Below are 14,769 nucleotides of genomic sequence, written 5' to 3' on the forward strand. Positions count from 1 at the left end.
TTAATTGAAATGATTTCTTACCAATTCATTCAAATTTTAAAAATCTTCGTCAATCTCAATATCTTCAAGAATTTCTTTAGAATCTTCTAAATTTTCTTCTTCACGGATCTCTAATTCTTCAGTGTTGCCTACTTCTTTAGCATTAAAAACACCTTTGTATATTGTTAAACCAAGGGATATAATAACTAGGAGAAATATGTACTGAATTGTTTTTGTCTTTGTGTTTTGTTTTTTTGAAATAAAAAAGACAATTAATCCACAAACAAAAGCTACACCAATAGGTAAAATTGCTAGATTAGATAAAGGTGTAACGGCTAATATCACAGCTATTATTGCAGTAATAAATCCTAAAATGATGAATAGTTTTTTACTCATGTTATATTTTTTAAATGAATTTATGAATCTAAGATTGTATTATGTTTAGTTTTTTAAACCTGTCGCAGATTCGATTTTCAGTTCACCGTTACCAACAGGGATTTTAAATTTAACATATACAGGTACTTTATTAGCATCTGCGGTTAGCCATAATAAATTATCGTTCTTGCCTTTTAATACATCGCTTCCTTTTATTGAAATTGCCAATTTGTAACATTCTTTTCTGCCAATTTTTGTAGAGATAGTTTCTTTACCAATATACTTTAATACTATGGTAGTCTCTTTATTGTCAAAAAGTACTTTGAAACTCTGCTGATCTCCAGGACTTGCTTTATGAATATCTAAATTTCTAATATGATACAATGTGCTCACAAAATCTTTAGTTGACGCACCAATATTTACCACTTTGTTTTCATCCCATGTCTCACCATCTTTACGCTTTTTTCGTTTAAGACTTTTTACTGTATTAGATTTATGGTTAAATTTATACTGCATAAACTTGTAGTATCCACCTTCGTTTATATCTCTTTTATATAAATAGGGAGTCAGTGTTTTTGGGTTTACATAACTTTCGTATAAATCTCTTATTTTAAAGAAATTATCCCATTTTTTATAGGTAGTAGCGGTACATTTTAAACGTAATAACGTACTCTTAGAAGTTTTGACCTCGCTAGTTTCCATTTTTACTTGAGCAATGTCCGTTAATAAACCAGACATATTATAAGCTGCTGTAAATATTAGTTTTTCACCAGTAGCAATAGTTTTATTTTGAGCAAAATTATTAAGGCTAATTAAAGCTAAACAAGCAAAAATAAAATGTTTCATAAAAAATAGTATTTTAATTATAACAATATAAAGAGCATATACTGTGCCGAAAAATACAATGCTTTACCAAATGTTGCTAATTTTTGCTTTTTAAATCGATTAATTAAATATTAATAAAAAAACTAAAGAAAAATCTTTGGCTAGAACGAAAAGGATTTTATATTTGCACCCGCTAATGGAGAGTTGGCAGAGTGGTCGAATGCGGCAGTCTTGAAAACTGTTGAGGGTCACACCTCCAGGGGTTCGAATCCCTTACTCTCCGCTTTAAGCAAAGCTCAATTTCTTTTCAGAAATTGAGCTTTTGTTTTTTAGGAACCCTGTAAACCATCTGTTTACGATGATAAGTAAGAAATAAAAACCTATAAATTACAATAACAATTTTGAGTGAATTGTTAATAGAAGCTTTTACAATTACAGTTAGTCAACTATTAATGTAAATAAGCTAAGATTAATTATCCTTGTTTTCTGATTTTCTTCTGCAGATCGCAGATATTAAGATTAATAAAATTTTCTATGATTGCAAATTTTTTTAATCTTGTCGTAGTTTTCTATAAAGGTGTAAGCCATAAGAGTGAGTTCTTCTTGATTTACAAATTCATTTTGGTATATATAGTTATGATGAGAATCTTTAGAAGTCATTGTTCCTTTTGTACCTCTTAATAAACTAAAGTTTGCATTAGGAAAAACATTTTTTAATTTCTCTAACTGTTTAGTTGTTAATTCATCTTTATTACCGTTTTTTATATTATAATATGTTCCGTTAGAAAATGGTAATTTTTCTATCAATTTAATTATTCAAAGTCTTTCGTCATATTGTATTTCTTTTAGAAAGTTATATAATTCCATTTGATACCATTATCATTTATTAGAAACCTTTTGTTAATTTAAATAAATCAACGAAACTTAAATCAAGCATTCAAATCCGTCTTACGATTTTGTAAAGTATCAATAAAAGGTTGTTTAGTTATAATCTTACCAGTAGCTGCTTTTATAGCATTTGCTAAAGCTCCACCAGCAGGTGGTAAACCTGGCTCGCCAAGACCTGTTGGAGATAATTCATTTTCTACAAAATAAGTTTCAACTATTGGTGTTTCTTTCATTCTGATTAATCTGTAGGTGTTAAAGTTGACATCCTGAGGTTTTCCATCTTCAAAAGAAAAGTTGCCATACATCGCATGCCCAATTCCATCAATAACACCACCTTCAATCTGATTTTTTGCACCAGTTGGGTTAACAACAATTCCGCAATCTACGGCAACAGTTACTTTTTCAACTGAAGGCACCCCATTTTTCATGGTTATATCTACAACTTCTGCAACATGTGTGTTATGACTATAATAAGCCGCAAATCCTTGATAGACTCCATTTTCACTATTTCCCCAGTTACTTTTTTCTGCGGCAAGTTTAATAGTGTTTGTCATACGTTCTGCTGAATAGTCAATACTTTTATCTTCTACGTCTTTTACATTTTTTAATAAATCTAAGCGTAACTGCACAGGGTCAACTTCTAAGGCTTCAGCTATTTCATCAAAAAAACTTTGTTCTGCATAGGCTAAAAAGTTAGTGTAAGGTGCTCTCCATGCACCTGTGGTGATGTTACTTTTATAGTTGCCAGACTCAATCTTATAGTTTGCTATTGCACCAGCAGGAAAGAAATTCGGAATTAAACCATACATATTAGAATTAATAGCAGCTTCTTTTAAATGATAACCGGTTACTTTTCTGTCTTTAATTGATGCTTTAATTCTATATTTTATTGCTGGTCTGTATATTCCGGCAGCCATATCATCTTCACGTGAAAAAATAACTTTTATAGGTTGTTTTGTAATATTAGATATTTCTGCAGCTTCCATAGCAAAATCACCATATAAACGTCTACCAAAACCACCACCCATTCGTGTCATTTCTAAATGCACATCTTCCGGGTTTCTATTTATTAAAGATGCAATTCTATTTGCTGTGCCAGCTGGTGTTTGTATAGGACCCACTAAATATACTTTTTCTTCAGTAACATTTGCATAGAAATTCATAGGTTCCATACAATTGTGTGGCAAAAATGGAGATTCAAATGTGCGTTCTAAGATTTCGTCAGCTTCGGCAAAGGCTTTTTTAATGTTGCCATCTTCTCGTCTGACATCTAATGTATTGCTATCTAAAATGGCATTAAGTTCTTTATCGTGTTGTGCTGTACTTTCTAAATTTTCATCAGCTTTCCATTCAACTTTCAAAGCTTTTTTACCTTTCATGGCTGCCCAAGTATTGGTCGCTAATACGGCAATTTTATCTCCAAACTGAATAACGTCTGTTACTCCATTAACAGATTTGGCTTGAGTAGCATCAAATGTATCTACTTTCTGGCCAAATGCAGGTGGCCGCGCAACAGAAACATATTTCATACCCTCAACAACATAGTCCAATCCAAATAAAGGTTCTCCAGTAATAATTTTATCTATGTCAACATTTATCGCATCCTTACCAATAATTTTATAATCTTTAGGCGATTTTAAACTTACATTTTCAGGAACTTCCATTCCAGCTGCATCGTTTACAACATCACCATAGCCTAATTGATCACCAGTACTATTTTTAATAATTCCGTCTGATGCAGTACACGTTGAAGCATCAACTCCCCATTTAGCTGCAGCTGCATTAATTAACATTTGTTTTGCAGTTGCACCGGTTTGTCTTAAAGCATCCCATCCAAACCTTATGGATTGACTACCGCCTGCAACTTGTCTCTGAAAGTTTTTAGTGTCTAAAGCTCCTTGTTCTACAGATACATGTGCCCAAGGGACATCTAACTCTTCTGCGATAAGCATTGGCATAGACGTTTTTACACCTTGTCCTATTTCTGGATTAGGAGAGTAAATTGTTACATAACCATTATCTGCAATTTTTATAAAAGCATTAAAGTCATTGAAGTTGAGTTTTGAAACATCAACAGCAGGAACTGCAGCTTCTTTGCAAGAATTTAAAAAATTAAAGCCGATTAAAATTCCGCCACTAGCCAACGCAGAAGTACGAATGAAATTACGTCTGCTAAATGTAAGTTTGTTTTTATTTTTCATAATTATTTAGCTTAAGACATTTTCTTAGCAGCCAATGCTACTGCTTTCTCAATTCTGTTATAACTAGCGCATCTGCATAAATTACCATGCATAGCATTTCTTATGTCATCATTATTGGGATTAGGGTTTTGCTTTAAAAATGAGGAAGCGGTCATTATTTGTCCAGATTGGCAGTACCCACACTGTGGTACATCAAGTTCTTTCCAAGCTTCTTGCACAGGGTGAAGCGCTTTATCTTTAAGTCCTTCAATAGTAATGATATTTGCATCTACCAAACTAGAAATAGGAAGCGAACAACTTCGCACTGCAACACCATCTAAATGGACTGTACATGCACCACATTGACCAATACCGCAGCCAAATTTTGTGCCTAATAAATTGAGTTCGTCACGAAGTACCCAAAGTAAAGGAGTGTCATCGTCTGCGTTTACGTTAACAGATTTTCCATTAACCTTTAAATTATAACTTGCCATAACACTTAGATTATTTAGTTAAAGTTAAAAATAATAAGCTATAAATGTGTTTTTTTGATAACATATTAACAATTAGTTATTTGTGATTGATAAACTTAGCTTTGAATTCTTTTAAGTTAAAAACCACTTCATTTTTAAAATTATACTTAGTTATAAAATCATTTAAAACTGATGCTCGTACTACAAAGAAAAGCTTTGATTTATTCGTTGCATATTCTGCTTTTAATTGTAATAATAAATTATGAAAGCCTTGATCTTTATAGATTTCCAGAGGACCAATTTCATCTAAAATAATTAATTCAGATTTAGACGATTTATAATAACTTAAGATGAGTTCTTCTATTGTTTTAAAGCTTTTTAAATCAAAAGCATATTTACCGACTATTAAATCTTTAGCATCTGTTTCCATTGGAATTAAAAATCCTGTTTCAATATTTTGAAATTGCCTTTTACCTTTGACGATAGGGGATAAGAAGCCACTTAGATTATTAGATTTTTTTGTCCATTCTTGGAGTGCGGTAGTTTTTCCTATGCCTTTTTCATCAGATAATATGTATACTTGATTATCATTCATGACTTTCATCTTCATAATATAATGATAAACTCAACCAATTAGTTGTAAATGATTTTCCACGTTTCCAGAGGTTTTTTTCAGATGAAGACAATTGATGAGCGATTCCTACATTGTTTCGTATGGAAGGCATTAATTCTATAATAGTCTTTAAGGATTTATTATTTGAGTTTTTTTTCTTTTCTACCCATTTTTGCATTAAGAATTTAAATAGTGGATTAAAAACAAAAAGGAAAAAAATGATAGCACCTAATGTTCTCAATACTATATATAGTGCATTATTGAAAGCACCCGAAAACACAAACACTAATATTGAGAATATTAACAAACCACCAATTAACCATAACCGTTTCTTTTTATTTTTTTTTAAAGAAATAGTCTCGTTAGGTATTCTAACATCTATTTTACCTAAAGATTTAGCATTCTCAAAAACGATTTTTGGTAATTTCGCAGATAGATTACCTGCTATAATACCGACTATAAAATACAGTAAACCATAGATACTCAGGAATAACCATGGTAAGTCTGAAATCCAATCCATCTGTAATTTACTTTGTATACCAGTAAAAAATTGTTTAATAGATTCCCATAACCCTGTGCCGAAAATTATAGTTAAGGTGAATATTTTTTGAAATGCTGATTCAAACAAGGCTATAGATCCAAAGCTAATTGCGGTTAATTTATTTACACCAAAAGCACCATAAAAGCTTGCACCAACAACTCCTTGAAATAATACGGCAATATATGCCATTGGAGGAGAATGCGGACTAACTGTTGCTTTTATAAGTATAACCAATAGTGTGGCTTTAATTATAGCGCTAAACTTATTAGTATTTACATACGCTAAATATGTAATAATTATTACAGCAAAACTGCCCAAGAATAAACCGCTAAAAGGGATTTTAATAGCATGTAACAAACCACCCAAGCCACTTTCACTAACCGCCCAAATAGCAGTTAATTTTGCATTAAATAGATTTGGTTTCTCTTGGAATTTTATCATTAGTAATGCTAATTCATTTAGTGTTGTTAATCAATTTTTCATAGTCTTCGGGAGTGTCAATATCAAACAAATTAACTGAATAGTCTATTGTTTTAGTCAAAATTGTATCTGAGTTCAATAAGGCTTTTGCTCCGTAATCACCATTCAGTTTTAATAAGTCTAAAAAATACTGTTTCGGAAATAAGGCAGGTACACCTTTGTGGTTTTTATATTGTGAAGTGATACTATGATTTGGATGTTTTTTTAGTTCCGAAATCATTTGATTGTAATAGTCAAAACTAATATGAGGTTGATCACCCAGAGCTATTAAAACAGCATCATAATCGAGAAGACTTATTATGCCTTTAACGATACTAGAACTTAATCCTTTTTCGAATGTATTATTAATGATAATTTCAACAGATTTATTGATATTTTTTTGAATTGTATCAGCATTCGAACCTAACAATACAAAAACATCATTGGTATTAGAACCTAATGCATTCTCTACTACGGTTCCTAAAATAGTTGATTCTTTATAAGGTAAAAGTTGTTTTGGAGTTCCCATGCGAGAGGAAGAACCAGCAGCTAAAATGAGTATTGCAATTTTCAATCTTAATTATTTAGTGAAATTTCGTTTAACATCTCTCATAGAAATTGGTTCTTTTTCACGAACCAAAGCTAAAATTTCTGAAAGTATAGATAGTGCAATTTCTTCGGGTGTTATTGCGCCTATATTTAAACCAGCCGGACTATAAATAGATGAGAATACAGCATCACCAATAGTATCATTTTGGTTAATAATATCATTTAAAAGTTGCTCTTTTCGTTTATACGAGCCTAAGACACCAATATATTTCGACTTAAATTTAATCACTTTTAATAAAAACTTTAAATCAAGCGCGTAATTATGGGTCATTATTATGACAGCTGTTTCTTTATCAATATTTAAGTCAATCATTTCTGGTGCTTGACTTATAACTGAATGTGCGCCTGGAAAATCTAATAGGTTTTTAGGATCTTTTACAGAGGTAATAACATCTATGTCCCAACCCAATATACTTGCCATTAAACAAAGTTTAACAGCATCATGCTCACCACCAATTATTAGTAATTTAAAGCAAGGTTGTAACGTCTGTGAAAATATTTTCATATCTTTTGAAGATTCTATTTTGAATTCCTTGGAGAACTTAAAATCACGATGATTATTAAGCTTAAGAATACTTCCAAAATCACCTGTAAAATCATCTTTTAGCTTAAAATGAGATTCAATTTCAAAGCTTTCCCTATTTTTTAAAACGGCTTGAAATGTGATAAATAATTCTTCGGAAATAATGAAGGGTTCAATTAGAATATAAAGAATGCCTTCACAGCCCAAACGAAGTCGCCCATCATAGGTTATAACTTTAGCTTTTTTATCTTTGAATACAGATTGTGCACGCTGTTTAACTACATTTTCTACGCAACCACCACTAACAGCACCAACCATAGTACCATCCTCACAAATACCCATACGTACGCCAGGTTTTCTATAAGATGAACCATCTAAGAAAACAACAGTAGCTAAAACATTTTTTAATCCATTATTTTGATTTAAATAGGCTTTATAAATAATTTGTTTTAGTTCGTGAGTCATAAACTAAAATTATAAAAACAAAAGTAATTTTAGCACTAATGAAGTACTTAATTTCTCTTTCTAGTCATCTTACAATTTTAGTTGATGTTTTCTGATGACTTTATTCTTATTTTTGCAAAAAAAAGAATGTCTATAATAGAAAAATTAAAATGGCGCTACGCAACAAAAAAATTTGATACAAACAAGCAATTGTCTCAAATACAACTTTCAATTTTAAAAGAAGCTTTTAATTTAACAGCTTTATCTTATGGATTGCAAACATTAAAGATGGTGATTATTGAAGACAAATTTGTACGAGAACCTTTAGTAGAGTTGTCCTATGGGCAACGTCAAGTTTTAGACGCTTCTCATTTATTAGTTTTGTGTATACAGACTAAAATTGACGATACCGATATAACAGAACATTTTGATATGATTAAAGATGTTAGAAACACACCAGATACTATTTTAGATCCATTTAAAAAACAATTAAATGCTACTATTACTAATATGGCAGAGGATAAGAAAGATGATTGGGCCACAAGACAAGCTTATATTGCTTTAGGTAATTTAATGACGGTTTGTGCTGTAGAGGGTATAGATAGTTGTCCTATGGAAGGTTTTATTCCAGAAAAATTAGATGAAGCTTTAGGATTGAATGCTTTAGGTTTAAGTTCAGTTTTATTGTTGCCAGTTGGATATAGAGCAGAAGACGATATGTTTGCGACTTTAAAAAAAGTAAGAAAGCCTTTGACTAAAACTATTATAGAATTGTAGGATTTTAATTATAAAATAACACAAAGCCTTATATTTGTAATAAGAGTTTTCAATATTAAATTTGAATAAAAGTTATGCCTGGATTTGAGTTGTTTGGTGATTTAGAAAGAAAAGAAGTTAATGATGTTTTAGATAATGGTGTTTTAATGCGCTATGGTTTTGACGGTATGCGTAAAGGCCATTGGAAAGCTAAAGAATTAGAGGCTGAATTAGCTAAAACATTTAATTCTGAACATGTACAATTAGTATCTAGTGGTACTGCAGCAGTTTCTGTGGCATTAGCATCTGCAGGAGTTGGTGCTGGTGATGAAGTTATTATGCCAACATTTACTTTTGTAGCGAGTTTTGAGGCTATTATGATGTTGGGTGCGATACCTGTTTTAGTAGATGTTGATGATACATTAACGTTAGATCCAAAAGCTGTTGAAGCCGCAATTACACCAAAGACAAAAGCCGTTATGATTGTGCAAATGTGCGGAAGCATGGGTGATATGGATGCGTTGCGTAGAATTTGTAACACAAATGAATTAATTTTTGTTGAAGATTCTTGCCAAGCCATTGGTGGTACTTATAAAGGTAAACCTTTAGGTAGCATTGCTGACGTTGGCTGTTTTTCATTCGATTTTGTAAAGACCATTACTTGTGGTGAAGGTGGAGCTGTAGTCACTAATAACAAAGACTATTATATAAATGCAGATCATTACAGCGATCATGGACACGACCATATTGGTAGTGATAGAGGTGCCGAAACACATCCTTTTTTAGGTTATAATTTTAGGATTTCAGAACTAAATGCTGCTGTAGGTTTGGCTCAAGTGAGACGCTTACCAGAGTTTATAGAACTTCAAAAACGTAATTATACCATCATTAGAGAAACTTTAGTTGATTTACCCGAAGTACAGTTTAGAACTGTACCAGAAGGAGGCGAAGAAAGCTATGCGTTTTTAAATTTCTTTTTACCAGACTTAGAGTTTTCAAGAAAAGTCTCTAAAGCATTCAAAGAAAATGGTATTGATGTATGTTGGAATTATTACGATAATAATTGGCACTACATTCGCGAATGGCATCATCTAAAAGATGCTAAATCTTTATATCCTTTATCTGCAGACCTTAAACATGAATTATCGGAACTCAAAACAAAAGATTTTTCGCAATCAGATCATTTTATTGGTCGTAACATATCTTGTTTAATTAAATTGTCTTGGACTGAAGAAGAGGTAAAGTTACGCGCAGAGAAAATGAAAGACTGTATCATAAAATCGCGTTAAAACGACTCAAATCACCTCTTTGTATTGTCTTTGTATAGTTTTAAAACTTTAAAATAAGACCTGTAGTTTGTAATTTCACAAAAAAGTATATCTATGAAACGAAATTACATATTCAGTTGTTTATTACTCTTATTTGTTCAATTTTCTTCGGCGCAACAGATGCCAATAGATTTTTCTGATAATACAGATAATTTTACTGTATTTAGTGGTAGTGGTTTTTCATTTAATGTTAATCCAGACGAAACTAATGATGATGTTGGTCAGTTTTTTAATGATGGAGGTGATCCATGGCAAGGTTTTTTTGTAGATTTAAATCAGCCGATTAATTTATCTGAAGAACAAACGATTACATTATCTTTTTATTCTTTTGATCCTAACACTCATACTGTTTTGATAAAACTAGAGAATGGAACTACTGCAGATGTTGAGGTCGTACAAAGTATTTCTGGTTCTGGTTGGACAAATGATGTTACTTTTAATTTTGCAAATGCTACATTTAGCGGTACAGGTACTTCTGTAAATGCAATGGGTAGTTTTACTAGACTAGTCATTTTTATTGATGGTGGGCAAACGATAGCAGGTACTTATTTAATAGATGATATTGATGATGGTACTGAGCCAATAGACCCCAATGTTTTAGATGTTATCTATTCAGACTTAGTCTGGGCGGATGAATTTGATACTAATGGAGCAATTGACGCAAATAATTGGTTTCATCAAACACAGTTACCAGCAGGCGGTAGCTGGTTTAATGGTGAAGCGCAACATTATACAGATCGTATAGAAAATTCTTTTGTAGATAATGGCTTTTTAAATGTTACAGCAATAAAAGAACCGTTTACAGATCAAGGTGAGACTAAACAATATACGTCTGCGAGACTTAATTCTAAGTTTGCTTTTACTTATGGTAGAGTAGATGTTAGAGCTAAATTACCATTTGGGGAAGGTACTTGGCCAGCAATATGGACCTTAGGTAAAAATATTAATGAAGATGGTGCCTATTGGGATAATGAAGGTTTTGGAACGACAAATTGGCCTCTGTGTGGTGAAATTGATATTATGGAGCATGGCTTAGGTGCTACAAATCATGTAAGTAGTGCAATACATACAGCATGTTCTGGTTGCTTTGGTGCTACTATAAATTTTCAATCCTTTGTTCTAAATGATGTGGCAAATGAGTATCATGTATATTCAGTTAATTGGTCTCCAAATCAGATTACATTTTTAATTGATGGTGTTGGTTTTTACACCTATAACCCTCTTGTAAAAGATGTGACTACTTGGCCTTTTTATGAAGATCAGTATTTAATTCTGAATATAGCTATGGGAGGTGTTTCTGGGGAAATAGATCCAAATTTTGATGAGAGTAGTATGGTTATAGATTATGTAAGAGTTTTTCAAAACACAAATTTGAGCGTTGCAGATGAAGTTGGAAATCGTTTTATGGTATATCCAAATCCTGCTTCAAATCTATTATCTATACAGACAACAGAACACGTTGACAGCTTAGAACTTTATAATACTCTTGGACAATTGGTATTAAACAAAACGATAAATACTAAAGAATTAAATATTGAATATATAGATACAGGACTATATATTCTAAAAATATATTCAGGCTCTAGAACTGTTACAAAAAGAGTTATTATTGATTAATTAGTAATTAATATATTCAACAATTTCTAGTCCATAACCAATCATACCGACACGTTTGGTCTGCAAGCTATTAGACATTAGTTTGAGTTTACTTATTTTAAGGTCGTGTAGTATTTGAGCACCTATACCGAAATCTTTAGTATCCATACCAATACTTGGTGCTTTTACTAATTGACCATCAACTTGGTTTTCTTTTAAAATAGAAAGACGAGATAATAAGTTTATAGATTCCGCCTGTTGATTAATAAATATAATAGCACCTTTTCCATTAGTATTTATGACATTAAACATATCATCTAACTTTTGGTCTGCGTTATTTGTTAAAGTACCTAGAATATCATTGTTTACTAATGTAGAATTAACTCGAGTAACAATAGATTCATTAGATTTCCAATTTCCTTTTGTTAAAGCAATATGTATTTGATTATTTGTAGTTTGTAAATAGGCTCTTAATCTAAATTTACCAAAACGTGTTTCTATATCAAAATCTTCTTTCTTGTCTATTAAAGAATCGTACTCCATACGGTAGGCTACCAAATCTTCAATAGAAACAATTTTTAAGTCAAATTTATTTGCAACTTTTAGTAATTGAGGCAATCTTGCCATTGTTCCATCTTCGTTCATTATTTCGACAATAACACCTGCTGGCTCAAAACCAGCTAAACGTGCAAAGTCAATTGCAGCCTCAGTATGACCTGTTCGCCTTAAAACACCACCCTCTTTAGCCACTAATGGGAAAATATGACCTGGTCTAGCAAGTTCAAACCCTTTTGTTTCTTTATTAACTAATGCTTGTACTGTTTTGGATCTATCACTAGCAGAGATTCCTGTGCTTACACCATTTCCTCTTAAATCTACAGATACTGTAAATGCAGTTTCCATAGGGTCTGTGTTATTTCTAACCATCATACTCAACTCCAAGTCTTCACAACGGTGTTCAGTAAGTGGTGTACAGATTAAACCACGACCATGAGTTGCCATAAAGTTTATCATTTCTGGAGTTACCTTTTCGGCAGCTGCTAAAAAATCACCTTCATTTTCTCTATTTTCATCATCAACAACAATAATAATCTTGCCTTGACGAATATCTTCGATAGCTTCTTCAATGGTATTTAAGCTTGTTTTGGTAGTCGCAGTTTGACTTGTCATGGTGTTAAATTTAATAATGCAAAGATACGTTTATTTTATATTTTGTAAGCAAGTCTGATAGAAGTCTTGAGCCATTTTATTTCTCAAAATCATATACTTAAAAGGATAAATAGGAAGCGTTATTAATAGAATTAATGGGTTTATACGTTTGGCTTTTTGGTCAATAGCTTTGTAGAATTTAGAATAAACAAAAGCATCAACTATTACATAAATTACAAAAAACACAAAGGATATAATACTTAGACTTAAGCAAGTCTCTGCAATCTCTTCTAATTTATTATTCTTTAATATAAAATGAAGTATTAATAATATGCCGCCAATAGAATAGCTCACTAGACTTGTTTTAGAATAATCTTTATAGTCTTTATACAAAGCTTTCGCATTAATAAGTTTTTCAGGAATTTCTAGACCTTTTTCCTTTAAACCCTCAAGTGCTATATTTCTATTTAATAAATTATGAAGGGCTATTTCTTTAGGTTTTTTATCTAAATCAAAGTCACCTTGTTTTTTTATAATAGCAACAAGTTCTTCAATTTCATATTTCTTATAATAGTTATAAGATTTAGTATCAGTTTCTGAAAGTTGTAGTTTGTTTTTTGCAGTAAATAGTCTTTTAAGTGGTACAATAATAGCATCGAACTCAAATACGCCTCTATCGTTGGTCGCTCTTGTAGTTAAATAAATACTTAACGGTAGCATTACTGCTGTAGACAACCAAGCACCAATTATTGGATTAAAACTTCCTTTTTCTGCACTATTTCTTGTAAAGATTCCGAAAAAATGATAGGTTAAAAATAAAACTACAGCAATTATTATTGGCAAACCTAGACCGCCTTTTCTTATTAAAGCTCCTAAAGGTGCGCCTACAAAGAAAAGTATAATGCAAGAAAGCGCTAAAATAAACTTATCGTGAAGTGCTATAATGTGTTTGTTAAGGTTAATGTCCTTAATAGAAAAGTTCTTTTTATTTGAATCTAATATCTGTCTTGTGCTGTTAGAAGAGTTAATTGCTAAATTTAGGATTTGCACTTTTTTTGCTGTATCAAAAATATCTAAAATTTTGCCAGTATAAATGGAATCTACTGCAGTTGTATCAATACTCAAATTTAAAGCTCTGTATGTAGTTCTGTTAAAAAGTGTCGATGCTAGTGTTTCATAATCATCTTTTTTCTTTAGAAATAGACTATCTATTGCGTAATTCAATTGCCCTACTGTTAGCATTTTCGCTTTATTAGAGCTGTTTTTCTCGTCTAAATCTTCTGAGCTTAAAATCTCTAAATCTATATTGATAATATAACTGTCAAAATAGCTATTTGCATGTGGTTTATTAGCTTCTTGTCGTCTATCTTTACTTATGATTTCTTCATAACGATTTCCATTGATTAGCTCTAATTGCAGCACATTGGAATCAGGGGTGCTTTTTAATTCACCTTTTTCTGAAATTATAACTTTATAATTACCTGTTCGTGTTGCTTTTTCATGAATAACAACACCCTCTAAAAACTGACCACGATCACCAGACTTGCTATCAACTTTTATATTAATATTTCCAATCTCGTTAAATTGACCTTCTGCAATTGCCAAAGCTGGCTTCACTTTTGCTATATTTCTTCTTAGATTATAGAAATTATATTCTCCCCAAGGAATCACGTTGTTGGCAAAAAAGAAACAACCAATACCAAGAGCTATTATGAATATACTAAGGCTTCTCATGGAGCGTTGCAGAGAAATACCTGTAGATTTCATAGCAGCAAATTCATAATTTTCGGCAAAATTACCAAAAACCATTATCGAAGATAGAAGTACAGTAAGTGGAACTACCAAAGGAATTAGCTTTGGCATGTAGTATAAAATAAATTTAGCAGTTACAGAGACATCTAAATCTTTACCAGCAAGTTCAGCTATATATAGCCAAACACCTTGTAAAACAAAGATGAACATGAATATAATAAAGACGCTAAAAAACGTCCTTAAGAATGTGATAAGTATGTACCTATCTAATATTTTCAC

General features: G+C 31.6%; 14 protein-coding genes and 1 tRNA gene. 4 read left to right on the forward strand and 11 right to left on the reverse strand.

Features of this window, described 5'->3' with window-relative positions; genetic code table 11:
* Nucleotides 1-36 precede the first annotated feature (36 nt).
* Both B2U95_RS15490 and B2U95_RS15495 read right to left on the reverse strand, forming a co-directional pair.
* A complete protein-coding gene (locus B2U95_RS15490) occupies nucleotides 37-375 on the reverse strand; it encodes an FUSC family protein (protein ID WP_296317745.1) in 339 nt (112 codons plus the stop codon).
* A gap of 45 nt (nucleotides 376-420) precedes the next feature.
* Nucleotides 421-1,200 carry a DUF3108 domain-containing protein gene (locus B2U95_RS15495; RefSeq protein WP_296317748.1) on the reverse strand — a complete coding sequence of 260 codons (780 nt, stop codon included), beginning with the start codon at nucleotides 1,198-1,200 and terminating at the stop codon, nucleotides 421-423.
* A gap of 177 nt (nucleotides 1,201-1,377) precedes the next feature.
* Here B2U95_RS15495 and B2U95_RS15500 point away from each other — a divergent pair.
* A tRNA-Ser gene (locus B2U95_RS15500) sits at nucleotides 1,378-1,462 on the forward strand.
* Between the two features lie 236 nt (nucleotides 1,463-1,698).
* On the opposite strand, the gene B2U95_RS15505 is transcribed toward B2U95_RS15500, so the two are convergent.
* The 7 genes from B2U95_RS15505 to B2U95_RS15535 all read right to left on the reverse strand — a co-directional run bounded on the left by B2U95_RS15505 (nucleotide 1,699) and on the right by B2U95_RS15535 (nucleotide 7,930).
* Nucleotides 1,699-1,986, reverse strand: coding sequence for a hypothetical protein (locus B2U95_RS15505; protein ID WP_296317750.1), 288 nt, complete (start codon nucleotides 1,984-1,986; stop codon nucleotides 1,699-1,701).
* A 122-nt stretch (nucleotides 1,987-2,108) separates the two neighbouring features.
* Nucleotides 2,109-4,268, reverse strand: coding sequence for a xanthine dehydrogenase family protein molybdopterin-binding subunit (locus B2U95_RS15510; protein WP_296317752.1), 2,160 nt, complete (start codon nucleotides 4,266-4,268; stop codon nucleotides 2,109-2,111).
* Between the two features lie 11 nt (nucleotides 4,269-4,279).
* Entirely contained in the window at nucleotides 4,280-4,741 is a 462-nt protein-coding gene (locus B2U95_RS15515; protein WP_296317753.1) for a (2Fe-2S)-binding protein, read from the reverse strand.
* A gap of 76 nt (nucleotides 4,742-4,817) precedes the next feature.
* The gene (locus B2U95_RS15520; RefSeq protein WP_296317754.1) at nucleotides 4,818-5,315 is read right to left on the reverse strand and encodes a nucleoside-triphosphatase; all 498 of its coding nucleotides are present in this window, start codon (nucleotides 5,313-5,315) and stop codon (nucleotides 4,818-4,820) included.
* Complete coding sequence (locus B2U95_RS15525) at nucleotides 5,308-6,315, reverse strand: hypothetical protein (protein WP_296317755.1); 1,008 nt, start codon at nucleotides 6,313-6,315, stop codon at nucleotides 5,308-5,310. The genes B2U95_RS15520 and B2U95_RS15525 overlap by 8 nt, the downstream gene beginning before the upstream one ends.
* 13 nt (nucleotides 6,316-6,328) lie before the next feature.
* A complete protein-coding gene (locus B2U95_RS15530) occupies nucleotides 6,329-6,907 on the reverse strand; it encodes a nucleotidyltransferase family protein (protein WP_296317756.1) in 579 nt (192 codons plus the stop codon).
* A 6-nt stretch (nucleotides 6,908-6,913) separates the two neighbouring features.
* Nucleotides 6,914-7,930, reverse strand: a complete 1,017-nt coding sequence (locus B2U95_RS15535; protein ID WP_296317758.1) for an XdhC family protein — start codon at nucleotides 7,928-7,930, stop codon at nucleotides 6,914-6,916.
* A gap of 126 nt (nucleotides 7,931-8,056) precedes the next feature.
* On the opposite strand from B2U95_RS15535, the gene B2U95_RS15540 reads away from it, so the two are divergent.
* The 3 genes from B2U95_RS15540 (at nucleotide 8,057) to B2U95_RS15550 (ending at nucleotide 11,610) form a co-directional block, all read left to right on the forward strand.
* Nucleotides 8,057-8,686: an NAD(P)H-dependent oxidoreductase gene (locus B2U95_RS15540; protein ID WP_296317760.1), complete on the forward strand. Its 630-nt coding sequence runs from the start codon at nucleotides 8,057-8,059 to the stop codon at nucleotides 8,684-8,686.
* Nucleotides 8,687-8,760: 74 nt separating this feature from the next.
* Nucleotides 8,761-9,954, forward strand: coding sequence for a DegT/DnrJ/EryC1/StrS family aminotransferase (locus tag B2U95_RS15545; protein WP_296317763.1), 1,194 nt, complete (start codon nucleotides 8,761-8,763; stop codon nucleotides 9,952-9,954).
* Between the two features lie 93 nt (nucleotides 9,955-10,047).
* Nucleotides 10,048-11,610 (forward strand): family 16 glycosylhydrolase, encoded by a 1,563-nt coding sequence (locus B2U95_RS15550; RefSeq protein WP_296317765.1) that lies wholly within the window; start codon nucleotides 10,048-10,050, stop codon nucleotides 11,608-11,610.
* Here B2U95_RS15550 and ribB read toward each other — a convergent pair whose 3' ends face one another.
* Nucleotides 11,611-12,759, reverse strand: a complete 1,149-nt coding sequence (ribB, locus tag B2U95_RS15555; protein ID WP_296317767.1) for a 3,4-dihydroxy-2-butanone-4-phosphate synthase — start codon at nucleotides 12,757-12,759, stop codon at nucleotides 11,611-11,613.
* Nucleotides 12,760-12,789: 30 nt separating this feature from the next.
* Nucleotides 12,790-14,769: an LptF/LptG family permease gene (locus B2U95_RS15560; RefSeq protein WP_296317769.1), complete on the reverse strand. Its 1,980-nt coding sequence runs from the start codon at nucleotides 14,767-14,769 to the stop codon at nucleotides 12,790-12,792.

The sequence above is a fragment of the Winogradskyella sp. UBA3174 genome (assembly GCF_002364335.1).
Lineage (GTDB): Bacteria > Bacteroidota > Bacteroidia > Flavobacteriales > Flavobacteriaceae > Winogradskyella.

Bases quoted from the DNA above. Each gene is read 5' to 3' on its own strand.
- B2U95_RS15490 (WP_296317745.1), bottom strand. From the start codon at position 375: ATGAGTAAAAAACTATTCATCATTTTAGGATTTATTACTGCAATAATA.
- B2U95_RS15495 (WP_296317748.1), bottom strand. From the start codon at position 1,200: ATGAAACATTTTATTTTTGCTTGTTTAGCTTTAATTAGCCTTAATAAT.
- B2U95_RS15510 (WP_296317752.1), bottom strand. From the start codon at position 4,268: ATGAAAAATAAAAACAAACTTACATTTAGCAGACGTAATTTCATTCGT.
- B2U95_RS15515 (WP_296317753.1), bottom strand. From the start codon at position 4,741: ATGGCAAGTTATAATTTAAAGGTTAATGGAAAATCTGTTAACGTAAAC.
- B2U95_RS15520 (WP_296317754.1), bottom strand. From the start codon at position 5,315: ATGAATGATAATCAAGTATACATATTATCTGATGAAAAAGGCATAGGA.
- B2U95_RS15525 (WP_296317755.1), bottom strand. From the start codon at position 6,315: ATGATAAAATTCCAAGAGAAACCAAATCTATTTAATGCAAAATTAACT.
- B2U95_RS15535 (WP_296317758.1), bottom strand. From the start codon at position 7,930: ATGACTCACGAACTAAAACAAATTATTTATAAAGCCTATTTAAATCAA.
- B2U95_RS15540 (WP_296317760.1), top strand. From the start codon at position 8,057: ATGTCTATAATAGAAAAATTAAAATGGCGCTACGCAACAAAAAAATTT.
- B2U95_RS15545 (WP_296317763.1), top strand. From the start codon at position 8,761: ATGCCTGGATTTGAGTTGTTTGGTGATTTAGAAAGAAAAGAAGTTAAT.
- B2U95_RS15550 (WP_296317765.1), top strand. From the start codon at position 10,048: ATGAAACGAAATTACATATTCAGTTGTTTATTACTCTTATTTGTTCAA.
- ribB (WP_296317767.1), bottom strand. From the start codon at position 12,759: ATGACAAGTCAAACTGCGACTACCAAAACAAGCTTAAATACCATTGAA.